General features: G+C 33.4%; 9 protein-coding genes. 4 read left to right on the plus strand and 5 right to left on the minus strand.

Annotated elements, in window-relative coordinates:
• Nucleotides 1–198 precede the first annotated feature (198 nt).
• From ACEQT4_RS03220 to ACEQT4_RS03230, 3 genes are read left to right on the plus strand one after another with little or no spacing between them, the layout of a single operon-like run.
• Complete coding sequence (locus ACEQT4_RS03220; protein ID WP_370225984.1) at nt 199–1,539, plus strand: deoxyguanosinetriphosphate triphosphohydrolase; 1,341 nt, start codon at nt 199–201, stop codon at nt 1,537–1,539.
• Nucleotides 1,540–1,583: 44 nt separating this feature from the next.
• Nucleotides 1,584–5,555 carry a thrombospondin type 3 repeat-containing protein gene (locus tag ACEQT4_RS03225; RefSeq protein ID WP_370225985.1) on the plus strand — a complete coding sequence of 1,324 codons (3,972 nt, stop codon included), beginning with the start codon at nt 1,584–1,586 and terminating at the stop codon, nt 5,553–5,555.
• A 4-nt stretch (nt 5,556–5,559) separates the two neighbouring features.
• On the plus strand, nt 5,560–6,285 hold the full coding sequence (locus ACEQT4_RS03230) for a fibronectin type III domain-containing protein (RefSeq protein ID WP_370225986.1): 726 nt from the start codon (nt 5,560–5,562) through the stop codon (nt 6,283–6,285).
• Between the two features lie 31 nt (nt 6,286–6,316).
• Here ACEQT4_RS03230 and dxs read toward each other — a convergent pair whose 3' ends face one another.
• Nucleotides 6,317–8,095, minus strand: coding sequence for a 1-deoxy-D-xylulose-5-phosphate synthase (dxs, locus tag ACEQT4_RS03235; protein WP_370225987.1), 1,779 nt, complete (start codon nt 8,093–8,095; stop codon nt 6,317–6,319).
• A gap of 41 nt (nt 8,096–8,136) precedes the next feature.
• Between dxs and ACEQT4_RS03240 the strand changes: the two genes are divergently transcribed.
• Nucleotides 8,137–8,586: a nucleoside deaminase gene (locus ACEQT4_RS03240; RefSeq protein WP_370225989.1), complete on the plus strand. Its 450-nt coding sequence runs from the start codon at nt 8,137–8,139 to the stop codon at nt 8,584–8,586.
• Between the two features lie 104 nt (nt 8,587–8,690).
• Here ACEQT4_RS03240 and ACEQT4_RS03245 read toward each other — a convergent pair whose 3' ends face one another.
• From ACEQT4_RS03245 to ACEQT4_RS03260, 4 genes are all read right to left on the minus strand, one after another.
• On the minus strand, nt 8,691–8,930 hold the full coding sequence (locus ACEQT4_RS03245) for a hypothetical protein (protein WP_370225990.1): 240 nt from the start codon (nt 8,928–8,930) through the stop codon (nt 8,691–8,693).
• A 10-nt stretch (nt 8,931–8,940) separates the two neighbouring features.
• The gene (locus ACEQT4_RS03250; RefSeq protein WP_370225991.1) at nt 8,941–10,722 is read right to left on the minus strand and encodes a chloride channel protein; all 1,782 of its coding nucleotides are present in this window, start codon (nt 10,720–10,722) and stop codon (nt 8,941–8,943) included.
• Nucleotides 10,723–10,772: 50 nt separating this feature from the next.
• A complete protein-coding gene (aspS, locus tag ACEQT4_RS03255; RefSeq protein WP_370225992.1) occupies nt 10,773–12,527 on the minus strand; it encodes an aspartate--tRNA ligase in 1,755 nt (584 codons plus the stop codon).
• A gap of 87 nt (nt 12,528–12,614) precedes the next feature.
• Nucleotides 12,615–16,118, minus strand: coding sequence for an efflux RND transporter permease subunit (locus tag ACEQT4_RS03260; RefSeq protein ID WP_370225993.1), 3,504 nt, complete (start codon nt 16,116–16,118; stop codon nt 12,615–12,617).
• Nucleotide 16,119: the final 1 nt, after the last annotated feature.

The following is a 16,119-nucleotide window of genomic DNA, read 5'->3' on the forward strand; positions in this document are numbered from 1 at the left end:
TTGTTTAAATTCTTGGTGCAAAGAAACTATCAAACTGTAAAGTCTAAGTTAACTAGGTATTAATAGTAAATCACTAAAAAGTTAGCTTAATGTTATGAGATATGTTGTTTGTTTATTACTAGAAAACGTTTAGTTAACATTGAAAAGAAGAACATTTTACATGTCAAATACTTATATTGCAGCTTAAAAACTTATATAATGAATTGGGAACAATTACTATCCTTAAAGCGCTTTGGTGATACTAATAAACGACTAAGAAAAGAACAAGATGAAACTCGCTTAGGTTTTGAAGTGGATTATGATAGGGTTATATTTTCTTCAGAGTTTAGAAGTCTGCAAGATAAAACTCAAGTTATCCCATTGTCTCAGACAGATTTTATACACACACGTTTAACACATAGTTTAGAAGTAAGTGTTGTAGGACGCTCTTTAGGAAGAAAGGTTGGTCAAAAGATTTTAGAAAAACATCCACATTTACAAACCACTTTAGGATATCAAGCAAATGATTTTGGAGCAATTGTTGCTGCTGCTGCTTTGGCTCATGATATAGGAAATCCTCCATTTGGACATAGCGGAGAAAAAGCTATAGGAGAGTTTTTTATAAATGGTGAAGGAAAAAAATATCAATCAAAACTATCTGATAAAGAATACCAAGATTTATGTGATTTTGAAGGCAATGCTAATGGTTTTAAAATCGCAACACAAAGTAGGTCTGGCAGAGAAGGAGGATTAAGACTTAGTTACGCTACTTTAGGTGCTTTTACAAAATACCCTAAAGAATCATTACCTAAAAAGCCAACTAATCAGATATCAGATAAAAAGTATGGTTTTTTTCAAAGTGAAAAAGAAGCGTTTGTTGATGTAGCTGAAGAATTAGGTTTAATAAAAAAATCTGACGACCATTTAAGATACAATAGACATCCCTTAGCATTTTTGGTAGAAGCAGCAGATGATATTTGTTATACAATCATAGATTTTGAAGACGGTATAAATCTAGGTTTAATCGAAGAAGAGTTTGCTTTAGAGTATTTAATTAATCTAGTTAGAGACTCTATAAATACTAAAAAGTATGCTTTGTTAACTAATACCCAAGATAGAGTAAGTTACTTAAGAGCTTTAGCTATTAATAGTCTTATAAACGAAGCTGTACAAATATTTATGACTAATGAAGAAGATATTTTAAAAGGAGATTTCAATATCAGTTTATTAGATAAGAGTAAATATGAAGCTCAAATAAATGACATTATAAAGCTGAGTGTTGAGAAAATTTATCAATCAAAAGAAGTGTTAGAAAAAGAAATAGCTGGCTATCAAATAATAAATACACTTTTAACAACTTACACTAAATCTATTCAGAATAATTTTGAAGAAGGACCAACATCTAATTATGATAAATTAATTTTAAAGAGTTTGCCAGAAACACTTAGTAAAGAAGGAAGTATATATCAAAGACTTTTAAATATTTGTCATTATGTAGCTTCATTATCTGATAGTCAAGCCATTCTTCAATATAAAAAGATAAAAGGATTTACATTATAGAATATTTTATATTATTTTAGCAAAAAGATTAATTATTTAATATTATGAAAAAGAAATTACTAATAATTTTATTATTAGCCTTAGGGATATTTGCATTATATCAAAATTTCTCTGAAGATAATTCTGCTTTAAAACAAAACAATCAAGTTAGAAATATCCATTCAGAAAACTTAGAAAAAAGCCCATTTAAAAACACTTTAAAACTAAGTAAGTCAGAAAGAAAGGCTCAAGGTTTAACACCAAATAAATTTTACGAGCAAGAATGGGAACTTACAATGAATCCTCTATTAGGACGACCAACACCAGAAAAATTACAACCATTAAGAGATAGCATAAATGCTGCTAGACTAAATACATTAGCTGCAGGAAGAGTACCGGGTGATGCTATGAATAATGGATGGGTAGAAAGAGGACCAAACAATGTAGGAGGAAGAACAAGAGCTATAATGTTTGATCCAAACGATGCATCAAATGAAACTGTTTTTGCAGGAGGAGTTAGTGGCGGTTTATGGAAAAACACAAACATATCAAATCCAGAATCATCGTGGCAAAGAGTTAATGTGCCAGAAAACTTAGCTGTATCTTGTATAACATACGATCCAAACAATAGTAATGTCTTTTACTTAGGAACAGGAGAATCTTATGTAGGAGGAGATGTTAACGGAAGTGGTGTTTGGAAATCTGATGATGCAGGAGCAACATGGACAAATGTTTTTGGAGGTATTACAGGTGATACATCATTTCAATCTGCATCTAATATTTCTGTTAATTCACCTTCAGATGTAGCAGGAGACTATTTGTCATACCCAACAACTGCTTTTGGACCAGAAATTACATCTGTAATATCGGCAAATATAGTTTTAGTAGATGATGGAACAGGATTACCAACAGAAGGATGTAGCGCATTAGTTAATGGTGCTCAAATATCGGGCAATATAGCTTTAATAAGAAGAGGTAACTGTAACTTTACTCAAAAAGTAAAAAATGCTCAAAATGCAGGAGCAGTAGGAGTTATTATGATGAATAATGTAGTAGGTCAACCTATCCCTATGGGAGGAGATGATAATACAATTACAATACCATCAGTAATGATTTCTAAAACAGATGGAGATATACTAGAAGCTTCAATTCTTGCAGGTAGTACAATGACAGGTTCTTTAAATCCTGTGTCTAGTTCGTTTACAGGAAATTTAGTCCCAGGTATTCAACACATTAATGATATTAAAATAAGAGATAACAATGGTGTTTCTGAAGTTTATGTAGCTGCAGGAGATGGTTTTTACGGATCTGCTAACGCTACTACGTATTTAGGTGGTCCAGAATTTGGACTATACAAATCAACAGATAATGGAAACTCGTGGTCACTAGTTTCTTTACAATCACTTGCAGGAGGCGTTCAGTATTGTCCAAATGATATAGAAATTGGAGCTGATAATAAAATTTGGGTTTCTACAATTAATAGTTATGTTTTTGGTGAAGGAGGAGGAACAATCTTATCCTCAACAGACGGAAATTCTTTTAGTGTAGAAGAAGTTGTAGCAGATGCAGATAGAACTCAAATAGCAGTTTCTTCATCAGATCCTAATAAAATCTATGTCCTAGCAGAAGGAACAACTGCTCCAGTTATAATGATTAAAACAGAAGACGGTTTCTCTTCAACTACTAATATGGCTTTACCAAATGATGCAGATACTGGTATATCAGCAAATGACTTTACTAGAGGTCAAGCCTTTTACGACTTACTTTTAGAAGTAGATCCAGCAAATGACGATATAGTATATGCTGGAGGTATAGATTTATTTAAGTCGTTTAATAGTGGTACTTCTTGGTCTCAATTATCTCATTGGTATGGTGGTTTTGGCTATCAAGAAGTTCATGCAGATCAACATGCCTTAGTTTTTGGAAACAATAGTTCTAGTGTCATGTTAGTAGGAAATGATGGTGGAATTTACTATTCATCAAATGCAGGTGTAGTCTTAAGTCCAAGAGATAAAGATTTTAATACAAGTCAATTTTACACTGTCGGTGTAGCTCCAACAACAGCTTTTAACGGAGATTATTTTGCAGGAGGTTTACAAGATAATGGTACGCAATTGTTTCAAAATGCAAATTCAAATGGAGCGGATAGTTCTGTAGAAGCATATGGAGGTGATGGTGCTTATACATTTTTTGATCAAGGAGACGATAAGTATTTTATTAGAAACTACGTGTACAACTCAGGTATTAATTTATTTAATTTAGAAACTAATACTAACGTAACAATTAATAATGAAAATGCTTCTAACGGAGCTTTTATTAACCCACAAGCATTAGACTCTAATCTGGATATTTTATATTCAAATTATTCTAACAACCTTAGTACTGTAATAAGAAGATACTCAGGCATAAAATCTAGCTCAACTTTAACGTCTTCAGATTTAACAAATTCTGAATTTGATAGTACACCAACTGCTTTAACAGTTTCTCCTTTTACAACAACATCTTCAACCTTATTTGTAGGAACAGTTTTAGGAGATATTTTTAAAGTAGAAAATGCAGATGGTAGTAGTCCTACTTGGACAGAGTTAGAACTTAATAATTTTATAGTAGGAAGTGTGTCTGATATTGAGTTAGGTAATAATGAAGACGAAATTTTTGTTACCATTCATAACTACGGAGTAGAAAATATCTGGTACACAAATGACGGAGGAGCTAACTGGCAGACTAAAGAAGGTAATCTTCCAGATTTACCAGTAAAGTCAATATTAAGAAATCCTTTAAATAATGAAGAAGTAATTATAGGTACAGAGTTAGGTGTTTGGTATACAACCAACTTTTCTGATGCTAATCCAACTTGGAATCCTGCATTTAACGGAATGTCAAATGTTAAAGTTTTAGATTTAGATTTAAGAGACGATAATATGGTTTTTGCAGCTACTTATGGTAGAGGTATATTTTCAGGACAGTTCTCTTTTGATCCAAATGGAGATGATGACAATGATGGTGTTGTTAATGGTGTAGATAACTGCCCAAGTGTTGCAAACGCAGATCAATCTGATGTTGATAACAACGGAATTGGAGATGTTTGTCAAGATACAGATCAAGACGGAATATTAGATATAAATGATAATTGTCCAACAATAGCTAATCCAGACCAATTAGATAGTAATAATGATGGAGTAGGAGATGTTTGTCAGGATTCAGATGGAGATGGTGTCGTAGATTCTATAGATAATTGTGTTGATACACCTAATCCAAATCAAGAAGACGTTAACAATAACGGGATAGGAGATATTTGTGATACTAGTTATGCAGCTCAAGATAACATTTCAATAGAAGTAGTTTCAGAAACATGCGAAGGACAAGATAACGGTAAGATAAATATTAATGTAAATGAAACATATGTAACTTATACGGTTACCGTTAATGGTCCAGGAACAAATATTTCAGAACAGTTAACAACAAACAACTTAACTATAGAAAACTTAACTGTAGGTGGACCATATACTATATGTGTGTCTGTTAACGAATATGACCATGTTCAATGTTCAGAAGTAAGTGTTGAAGCTGCAGAAACAATAGAACTAGAGCTTATAGAACAAAATAATGGAGAAGATATTGAGGTTAACATGTACAGAGGTACAGCGCCTTACACAGTGATTTTAAATGGTGAAGTTATTTTAATAACTAGTCAAGACAATATAATATTAGAAAATTTAAAGTCTGGATTGTTAGAAATTAAGACAGCTCAAGCTTGCGAAGGTACTTTTACTAAACAGATTAACATTATAGAATTTAAGGCTACACCAAACCCAGTGGTAGATAATTTAAAAGTTATACTGCCAAATGGTCTAGATGTAAACGCTCTTCCTGTAAATGTTTATGATATAAATGGAAGATTAGTTTATAGTAACTCTTTTGATATTGCGAATAATAAAGAAATTTATATTCCTTTCCAATCACTAAGAAGCGGAGTTTATTTTGTAAATATTCAGTCAGAAAAAGCACCAAAAACTATAAAAATCATAAAAAAATAATAAGATGAAAAAGAAATTATATAACATAATAACTGTATTATTTTTTAGTGTTGTAATTACTTCTTGTGGAGGAAGTGATGGAGATGGTGGTGATGGAGGAGTAGCTCATACTCCAGATACACCAAATACAGCGCCAAGTGCAGTTAGTCAATTAATCTATCCAACATCAGATTTATTATGTATAGATAGTACTGTTAATTTTGAATGGGCAGCAGCTACAGATCCTGATGGAGATACAGTAAGTTACGAATTGAGAGTAGCGTTAGATAATAATATGACTAATTTAGTTGAACAAGTTACATCTACAACAACTACAAGAACATTAACTTTACAACCTGGTACAGCTTATTATTGGACAGTTACAGCTAAAGATGCAGAAGATTCTGCAAGTCCATCTCAGGTTTTTGCATTTTATACAGAAGGAGAAGGTGTTTCTAATTATGCACCGTTCTTAGCGGATTTAGTAAGTCCTAATGAAGAAGATGCAGTTGTGTCTGGAACAACTTCTTTAAATTGGTCTGGAGCAGATGTAGATATAAACGATACATTAACTTATGATGTATATTTTGGTACATCTAACCCTCCAACTACAGCAGTTAGCACAGACTTAACAGCAGAAAACTTTGATGTAAGCACAGATCCAGCAACGACATATTACTGGCAAGTAGATACTAAAGACAATTCTGGCACTAAAACAATAGGTGCTGTATGGACATTTACAACAAATTAATTGTTCTTAAATTTAAAAAAAGCAGACCTAATCAGTCTGCTTTTTTTATGCTTTCAAATAAAATTTTTAAACTTTCTGAATCAATACCGTTAAGTTTCTGTAGTTCTTCAGTTGTGCCATGTTCTATAAATTCATCTTTAATTCCTTTTGTTATAAAGTTGTTTTTATAGTTGTGCTTTGCAGCAAGCTCTAAAATAGCACTGCCAAATCCACCAGAAACAGTTCCGTCTTCAATAGTGATAATTGTGTTGTGGTTTTTTAATATTGAATGAAGTAAAGCCGCATCCAATGGTTTTACAAAGCGCATATCGTAATGAGAAAAAGTTTCAGGGTTTTCAATACTGTTAAGTGCTTCAGTAACATTTTTTGAAGTCGTTCCAATAGATAGCACAGCAACTTCTTTACCTTCTTTTAATTGCTCGCCTTTACCAATTTCAATTTTAGAAAATGGTTGTTTCCAATCTATTGTAATTCCTCTACCTCTTGGATATCTTATGGCAATTGGGTGATTTAGTCCTAATTGAGCAGTGTAAAGCATGTTACGTAATTCAACCTCATTTCTTGGTGCAAAAATGATCAAGTTTGGGATGCAACGTAAATAGGCTAAATCAAAAACACCATGATGTGTTGCGCCATCTTGTCCCACTAATCCTGCACGATCCAAACAAAAAATAACAGGTAAGTTTTGTGTAGCAACATCATGTATAACTTGATCATATGCACGTTGCATAAATGTCGAATAAATATTACAAAACGGAATTAACCCTTGTGTAGCCATTCCTGCAGCAAAAGTAACTGCATGCTGCTCGGCAATACCAACATCAAAAGCACGGTTAGGAAACGCTTCCATCATGTATTTTAAAGAGCTTCCGGTTGGCATAGCTGGTGTGATACCAACAATTTTTTGGTTCGTTTTAGCTAATTCAACTATAGTATATCCAAAAACATCTTGATATTTTGGTGGTTGAGGTTTAGTTTGGGTTTTTGCGATAAGCTCGCCAGATTTTGCATCAAATTGTCCTGGAGCGTGGTATTTTACTTGGTCAGCTTCGGCTTGTTTAAGACCTTTTCCTTTGGTGGTAATAACGTGAAGAAACTTTGGTCCTTTAACAGATTTTAACCGCTCAAGTTCGTTAATTAAAGCTGGTAAATCATGTCCGTCAATTGGTCCTGAATAGTCAAAATTTAAAGCTTCAAAAATATTATCTTGTTTTTGAGTGCCTTTTTTAACGTTGGTTAAATACTGTTTTAAAGCGCCAACACTTGGGTCAATTCCAATAGCATTATCGTTTAAAATAACTAGTAAATTAGCTTTACTTACGCCAGCATGATTTAAACCTTCAAACGCCATACCACTAGCTATAGAAGCATCTCCTATTACAGCAATATGTTGTGTGTTTAAATCGCCTTTTATTCTTGAAGCAATTGCCATACCTAATGCTGCCGAAATAGACGTAGAGGAATGCCCGACACCAAATGCATCATAATCACTTTCTTTACGCTTAGGAAATCCAGAAATACCATTTAATTGTCTGTTGGTTTCAAAAATATCACGTCTTCCGGTTAAAATTTTATGTCCGTAAGCTTGATGACCAACATCCCAAATTAATTGATCTGTTGGTGTGTTAAATACATAATGTAAAGCAATAGTAAGTTCGATTACGCCTAAGCTAGCGCCAAGATGACCTTCTTTTGTGGCAACAATATTTATGATAAATTCACGCAATTCTTTAGCTAAAAGTAATAGCTGTTCTTGATTTAAGGTTTTTAAATCGTCTGGCGAATTTATATGTTGAAGTATTTTGCTCATTATACTACAAATGTAGTATCTTAAATTGTATTTTTACGCTTATGATACAACCTTTTGATGATACTTATTTTATGAAAAAAGCCTTGCAAGAAGCGCAAGAGGCTTTTGATAAAGGTGAAATTCCTGTTGGAGCTGTAATTGTAATTAAAGATCGCATTATCGCTAGAGCACATAATCTTACAGAGCGTTTAAATGATGTAACGGCGCATGCCGAAATGCAAGCCATTACTGCTGCTGCTAATTTTTTAGGTGGAAAATATTTAAAAGATTGTACTTTGTATGTCACTTTAGAGCCTTGCCAAATGTGTGCTGGCGCATTGTATTGGAGTCAGATTAGTAGGATTGTTTATGCAGCTAGAGATGAACAACGCGGATGTATTAATTTAAACACCAAATTGCATCCTAAAACTAAAATTGAAGGTGGAATTTTAGCTGAAGAAGCTTCTGCTTTAATGAAACGGTTTTTTGTAAAAAAACGAAATCTTAACTAATGGTCTTTATGTTGGCTGGAATGTGCGTTAGCGATTGAATAATTGTTGGAGCACATCTTTGATTGCGACTTGTGAAAGCGCGACCCGATAGGGTAACGCTAAAATTATAATTTACGTTTATCGCCTTCTTTGTCTCGCATCTCTTGAAGTTTTTCTTTGGTAAGCATGTAATCTTCAACTTTTTTGTTTTTCCAACGGTGATAAGAAAACAACGGAATAACCACAAAAAATAAGCCTAAAACGCCAAAGCCAATTAACTTTTGGTTGTCTACATTGTCTAATGCATAACCGCAAATTATTGATGCTAAACTGGCTATAAATGTTAATAAAATTAAGTATTTCATTGAGGTGATTTTAAGATTTTGTAAAGTTAATTAATTGGCGTCTGTATGCTGTTAATAATTTAGATTTTGAGACAAAACCAATGTATTTATGGTCTTTAACGACAGGTAAATTCCACGCATTAGAGTTTTGAAATTTAGTCATTACATCTTTCATAGAATCGTTTTTATAATCGATAATATCTGGCGCATTGTGCATTAAATCTTCTACAAAAGTGGTATCGTATAAGGCTTGATTAAACATGATTTCTCTAACATCATCCAATAAAATTATTCCGACTAAAGTCTTATCTGTTTTTATGACAGGAAATAAATTTCGAGTAGATTTTGCAACGCCTTTATGAAGCATTTCTCCTAAAGTCATTTTAGGATTTAGCGCTATAAAATTAGTTTCTATTACACTATCTAAAGTCATTAAAGTTAATACGCTTTGGTCTTTATCATGTGTTAAAAGTTCGCCTTTTAAAGCAAGTTCGCGAGTATAAATGGTATAATCAAACGCATTTTTTTTGATTATAAATGACATGGATACAGCAATCATTAAAGGAATAAATAATTCGTAACCGCCAGTAATTTCGGCAATTAAGAAAATAGCAGTTAAAGGCGCATGTAATACACCAGCAATTAGTCCTGCCATACCAATTAAGGTAAAGTTGGTTTCTGACACGTAAAATCCTAAACCAAGATTGTTAATGACTTTAGCAACTACATTACCTAAAGCGCTTCCCATAACCATAGTTGGAATAAAAATTCCTCCTGCTCCGCCAGCCGCAAAAGTTGTTGTCATTGCAATAGCTTTAAAAATAGTAATACCAAAAAGTAAGGCAATTACAACCCAAATATTATCCTTAAAAGCATCAAAAGGCGTTGTGCCAAGCGCGCTTAAATGATCGCCAGCAAGTAGATTGTTTATAAATCCAAAACCTTCACCATAAAGTGGCGGAATTAAAAATAACATACCACCAATAGCCAATCCACCAACTATTAATTTTAAGAGTTTGGTTTTAAAACGCTCAAAAAATTGAAGGATAAAAAAGTACATTTTAGTGAAATAAATAGAAGCGAATCCAGTACCTATACCTAAAACCACATAAAATAAAGTATCTTTTATTTGAAACTTATCCGAAAAATTAAAGTTGAACAGTAAGTCGTCTCCTAAAAAGAAGTAAGACGTTAATACGGAAGAAACCGAAGCAATTAATAACGGTAATAATGAAGCAAAAGTTAAATCTAAACTAAACACTTCTACCGCAAAAATAATAGCCGCAATTGGTGATTTAAATATTGAAGAAATTGCTCCTGCAGCAGCACAACCAATTAATAACGTTCTTGTTTGTTGATTAACATGAAATAGTCGTCCTAAATTAGAACTTATTGCAGATCCAGAAGCTATTGCTGGTCCAAGTAATCCAACAGATCCACCAAAACCAACCGTTAAAGGTGCAGTTATTAATGGAATATAAATTTTAGACCGATCTATTAATCCGCTTCTTTTTGATAGTTTAAATAGAATTGAAGGAATAGCATGTTCTATATTTTTCTTTGAAATGTATTTGACAAACAGATACACTAAAAACAATCCTATAACCGGTAAAATAAAGTAAACTTGGTTTTTAGAAAAGACAGCTAAATTATCTAAAGCACCTTCTATAGTAAAGGTGATGTTTCTTAACGTTACTGCAGCAAGACCTGCTAATAATCCAACTAAACCACTTAAAATATAAGTAAAAGTTTTTTCGGAGATGTGCTTTAACCTCCATATAAAAAAACGTTTTAAAAGCGATTGTTTAGGCATACTTAAAGTTAATCAAAAAATCCTGCAAAGGTTGCAGGATTTTTTTTGATTTATGAATTAAGTTTTAAACTTAAATTAAGTTCGTCTAATTGTTCATCATCAATTGGTGCAGGCGCATCTATCATGACATCTCTACCAGCATTGTTTTTAGGGAATGCAATAAAATCTCTAATGGTTTCTTGTCCGCCTAAAATTGCTACTAACCTATCTAATCCAAATGCAAGTCCGCCATGTGGTGGCGCACCATATTCAAAAGCATCCATTAAGAATCCAAATTGCGCTTTAGCTTCTTCTTCGCTAAAACCTAAATGTTTAAGCATGATGGCTTGAGTTTCTTTATCATGAATTCTTATTGAACCACCACCAATTTCGTTTCCGTTTAACACTAAGTCGTAAGCATTAGCTTTAACTTCGCCTGGTTTAGTATCTAATAATTCTATTTGACCAGGTTTTGGAGAGGTAAACGGATGGTGCATGGCGTGGTAATGACCAGTTTCTTCATCAAGCTCTAATAATGGGAAATCGATTACCCAAAGTGGCGCAAATTCGTTTGGTTTACGTAAACCTAAACGTTCTGCCATTTCCATACGTAAAGCACTAAGTTGTGCGCGTACTTTGTTTGTGTCTCCTGAAAGTATACAAATTAAATCGCCAGCTTTAGCGTCCGTTTTTTCTGCCCATTTAGCAAGATCGTCTTGATCGTAAAATTTATCTACTGAAGATTTGTAAGTTCCGTCTTCGTTACATTTTACATAAACCATACCTAAAGCACCAACTTGTGGACGTTTTACCCAGTCTATAAGCTTGTCTATCTCTTTACGAGTATATGATGCAGCACCAGGTACTGCAATACCAACAACTAATTCGGCATTATTAAATACACCAAAATCTTTGTGTTGAGCAACATCGTTAAGCTCTCCAAACTGCATACCAAATCTAATGTCTGGTTTGTCGTTTCCGTAAAGGCGCATAGCATCGTCATAAAGCATACGTGGGAATTTTTCAACTTCAACACCATTGACTTCTTTTAACAAATGACGTGTTAAATCTTCAAAAACATTTAATATGTCTTCTTGCTCTACAAACGCCATTTCGCAATCTATTTGCGTAAATTCTGGTTGTCTATCTGCACGTAGATCTTCGTCTCTAAAACATTTTACAATTTGAAAATATTTATCCATACCGCCAACCATAAGCAGTTGCTTAAAGGTTTGTGGTGATTGCGGAAGCGCATAAAACTGTCCTTCATTCATTCTACTTGGCACCACAAAATCACGTGCACCTTCTGGTGTAGATTTGATTAAATAAGGTGTTTCTACTTCTATAAATCCTTGGTTTGATAAAAAATTTCTAACCTCTTGTGTGACTTTAGATCTAAAAATCAAGTTGTTTTTTACGGGATTACGTCTAATATCGATGTAACGATATTTCATGCGTAACTCTTCGCCACCATCAGTTTCATCTTCTATAGTAAAAGGTGGTAATTTAGATTCGTTAAGAATGGTTAATTCTTTTACTAAAACTTCGATATCACCTGTTGGTATATTTTTGTTTTTAGATTCACGTTCGATTACGGTTCCTTCAACTTGAATCACAAACTCACGACCTAACTTTTGTGCTTGTTCCATGATGGATTTAGGCGTACGTTCTTCATCAAAAATAAGTTGAGTAATTCCGTAACGATCACGTAGATCTACCCAAATCATAAATCCTTTATCTCTAGATTTTTGTACCCAACCAGAAAGGGTAACGTCTGTATTTATATGTGATGCTCTTAACTCACCACAGCTATGACTTCTATACATAATTATGTTTTAGTAGGTGCAAATTTAAGCAATAAAAAAACCGAAGCAAGTGCTTCGGCTTTTTTATTTAGAAGTGATTAAGGGATATTAAATGTCTTCTGCGATTACTTCTGTTTTATTAGAAGAGAATTTATTTCTAATCCACATTTTTAATTTCATTGTTAAGAAGAATAATACCGGAACAACAATTAATGTTAAGAATGTTGCAACAAACAATCCATAAATTACTGTCCAAGCTAATGGTCCCCAAAATACAACGTTGTCTCCTCCCATATAGATGTTTGGATCAAACTCGCTAAACAATGTAAAGAAGTTAATGTTTAATCCTATAGCTAGTGGTATTAATCCTAAGATTGTAGTAATAGCGGTCAATAATACAGGTCTTAAACGTGCTTTACCAGCTTTTACTATGCTTTCAAAAAGATCGTCGTTGCTTAAATATTCGTTGTCGTCTAAGTCTAATTCGTTTTTCTTTCTATCTATTAAAAGTTGTGCGTAATCTAATAGTACAACACCATTGTTTACCACAATTCCGGCAAGCGAAATAATACCAACCATTGTCATCATAATTACGAATGCTTTACCAGTTATAACTAATCCGCCAAATACACCAATAAAACTTAGGAAAATAGCTAACATTATAATAGCTGGTTTTGAAACCGAATTAAATTGGAAAATTAAGATGAAAAAGATTAATCCAAGTCCTGTAAAAAATGCACCCATTAAAAATGCCATTTGCTTGTTTTGCTCTTCTATTTGACCAGTATAATCTATTTTGATGTTTTCTGGTAAACCTTCAAAACTTTTCATTTCGTTTTGAATTTTTGTTACAATTGCGCCAGCATCTGTGTAACCTGGTGCTAATGCAGAATATACCGTTACAACACGTTTAGTGTCTTTATGTTTAATGGCACTAAACCCTGAATTGTTTTCGTAAGATGCAACTGCAGAAACAGGAACGCTTACTATTTGTCCAGTTGTATTTCTAAATGTGATATTTTGATTAAATAACGCACTTGTATTGTATCTGTTATCTTCGTTAAAACGAACATAAATATCATAATCGTCTCCACCTTCTTTATAAATCCCAGCTTTAGAACCGAAGATTGAATTACGTAATTGTTGCCCAACTTGCGCAGAGCTTATTCCTAATTCTCCAGCTTTTTCACGGTCTACAATAACTTGCATTGATGGCTTGTCTTTATTTACATCAATTTTAAGCTCGTCAATACCAGCAATGTTTCTTGAGTTAATAAACTCTCGCATTTTTTCGGCAGTAGCAATTAACTCGTTATAGTCTTCACCTTCAATTTCAATATTAATAGGAGCACCAGCAGGCGGACCATTTTGGTCTTTTTCTACAGAAATTAATACACCTGGATAAATACCAACAAGCGCTTCTTGTACTTTTTGTCTTAAAAGCTCACTATCTTCACCACGACGGTATTTATACTCGCGCATTGATGCAGTAATCTTAGCTTTATGAGGCATTTCGGCAGCAGATCCACCATCGGTTTGTGGGTTACCAGCACCTTCACCAACTTGAGAAACTGCACTTTCTACCATAAAGTTATAGTCGCCATCTTTATATTGATTGTTGTCTAAAACTTTGTAGACGCGTTGCTCAATTTCTTTGGTAATAGCGTTTGTTTTTTCTATTGCAGTTCCTTGTGGATATTCTATATAGACAATGATTTGATTAGGTTTATTGTCTGGGAAAAATTCAACTTTAGTACGTTGTGATCCTAATGAAATACCGAAAGCCACAAATGATAGAATAAGTAAAGCAAATGTGCCTAAACTTAATATGTATGGTTTTTTACCTGATAAAGCCCAACGTAATTGTTTTTCGTACCATCGCTCTAACTTAACTAATGTTTTATTTTGAAAGTTGTTTGCCCAACCACGTAACACTAATCTGTAAACCCATAACATTATTGCGGTAAATACCATAAGTGTACCTAAACCACGATAGCTACCGCCAACTATTAAGACTAAAATTCCTATAACAGCCATGATTACTGTTGTACGAATAATTTTATTTAATGGCATGTCTTTATCTTCTGTACTCATAAATTGAGATACTAATACTGAGTTGAAAAATATAGCTACAAACAGCGATGATCCTAATACTACCGAAAGTGTGATAGGTAAAATCATCATAAATTCTCCCATAATACCTGGCCATAAACCAAGCGGTACGAATGCAGCAACAGTTGTTAGTGTAGAGATAATAATAGGGAAAGCAATTTCTCCAATTCCTTTTTTGGCAGCTTGCATACGCGTCATGCCTTCTTCATCCATTAAACGGTAGACGTTTTCTACAACAACAATACCGTTATCTACTAGCATACCAAGCCCCATAATTAGTCCAAAAAGTACCATGGTATTAAGACTTTGTCCTAATAATTCTAAAATCATTAAAGACATAAACATAGACATTGGTATAGCAAAACCAACAAATATGGCGTTTTTAAATCCTAAGAAGAACATTAAAACGGTAACTACTAAAAGAACACCAAAAATAATGTTGTTTACAAGGTCATCTACCTGACCAATGGTTACAGAAGATTGGTCGTTTGCTATGGTAACAGTTAAATCTTGAGGAAATACATTGTCTTTTGCATTTTTTACAATGACTTGAATTTGCTCTGCAGCAGCAACCATGTTTTTACCAGCACGTTTTTTAACGTCTAACATCACTACTGGATGACCAAATTCTCTTGCAAAGGTTGTTTTGTCTTCTTCTTTAAAAGATACTTTAGCGATATCTTTTAGGTAGATAGCGTTTCCGTTTTCAGATTTTACAACAAAATTTTCTAATTGAGCAGGATATTCTATTTCTCCTAAAATACGAATGGTACGTCTTTGTCCGCTTGCTTTTAAATTACCAGCAGACATAGTAACATTACCATTATTTATAGCGCCTATAATATCGTTAAAAGTAACTTGAGCAGCCATCATTTTGTAAATGTCTACAGCGACTTCAACTTCTTTTTCTTGTGCACCACGAATGTCTACTTTTTTGATTTCTAAAAGGTCTTCAATTTCATCTTGAAGATATTCGCCGTAATCTTTAAGTTTTTCAATTGGGTAATCACCGGAAATGTTAATGTTAAGAATTGGCATTTCTTCAGAAAGGCTTAACTCGAATACATCAGGTTCTACTTTTGCACCATTAAAAGTTGGCCAATCCTCGCCAGAAGTTTTGGTGTCAATTTCGTCTTTTACCTTTTGTTTTGCTTGTTCTACAGTTATGTTTTCGTCAAATTCTACCATTAACATCCCATAATCTTCTTGAGAAGTAGATGTAATTTCGACAACGTTGCTAACTGTTTTAAGCTCGTCTTCTAATGGATCTACGATAAGTTTTTCTATGTCTTCTGCTGTGTTACCAGGGAAAACAGCGCTTACGTATATTTTAGTCTCGTTAACTTCTGGGAAGTTTTCTCTTGGCATACTGAAAAATGCAGATACACCTAAGTAAAATATGACCAGAATAAGTACATACATTGTGGTTTTATTGTTAATTGCCCACGATGATAGTGCAAACTCTTTGTCTACTTTTTTATTTTTTTTCTTTTTAGTCATT

Origin of the sequence: Mesoflavibacter sp., assembly GCF_964226795.1 — a bacterium.
In the GTDB taxonomy this organism is placed as follows: Bacteria; Bacteroidota; Bacteroidia; order Flavobacteriales; family Flavobacteriaceae; genus Mesoflavibacter; species Mesoflavibacter zeaxanthinifaciens.

What these genes read in the sequence shown, in the direction of transcription:
- ACEQT4_RS03220 (WP_370225984.1), top strand. Translation starts at nt 199, where the DNA reads ATGAATTGGGAACAATTACTATCCTTAAAGCGCTTTGGTGATACTAAT.
- ACEQT4_RS03225 (WP_370225985.1), top strand. Translation starts at nt 1,584, where the DNA reads ATGAAAAAGAAATTACTAATAATTTTATTATTAGCCTTAGGGATATTT.
- ACEQT4_RS03230 (WP_370225986.1), top strand. Translation starts at nt 5,560, where the DNA reads ATGAAAAAGAAATTATATAACATAATAACTGTATTATTTTTTAGTGTT.
- dxs (WP_370225987.1), bottom strand. Translation starts at nt 8,095, where the DNA reads ATGAGCAAAATACTTCAACATATAAATTCGCCAGACGATTTAAAAACC.
- ACEQT4_RS03240 (WP_370225989.1), top strand. Translation starts at nt 8,137, where the DNA reads ATGATACAACCTTTTGATGATACTTATTTTATGAAAAAAGCCTTGCAA.
- ACEQT4_RS03245 (WP_370225990.1), bottom strand. Translation starts at nt 8,930, where the DNA reads ATGAAATACTTAATTTTATTAACATTTATAGCCAGTTTAGCATCAATA.
- ACEQT4_RS03250 (WP_370225991.1), bottom strand. Translation starts at nt 10,722, where the DNA reads ATGCCTAAACAATCGCTTTTAAAACGTTTTTTTATATGGAGGTTAAAG.
- aspS (WP_370225992.1), bottom strand. Translation starts at nt 12,527, where the DNA reads ATGTATAGAAGTCATAGCTGTGGTGAGTTAAGAGCATCACATATAAAT.
- ACEQT4_RS03260 (WP_370225993.1), bottom strand. Translation starts at nt 16,118, where the DNA reads ATGACTAAAAAGAAAAAAAATAAAAAAGTAGACAAAGAGTTTGCACTA.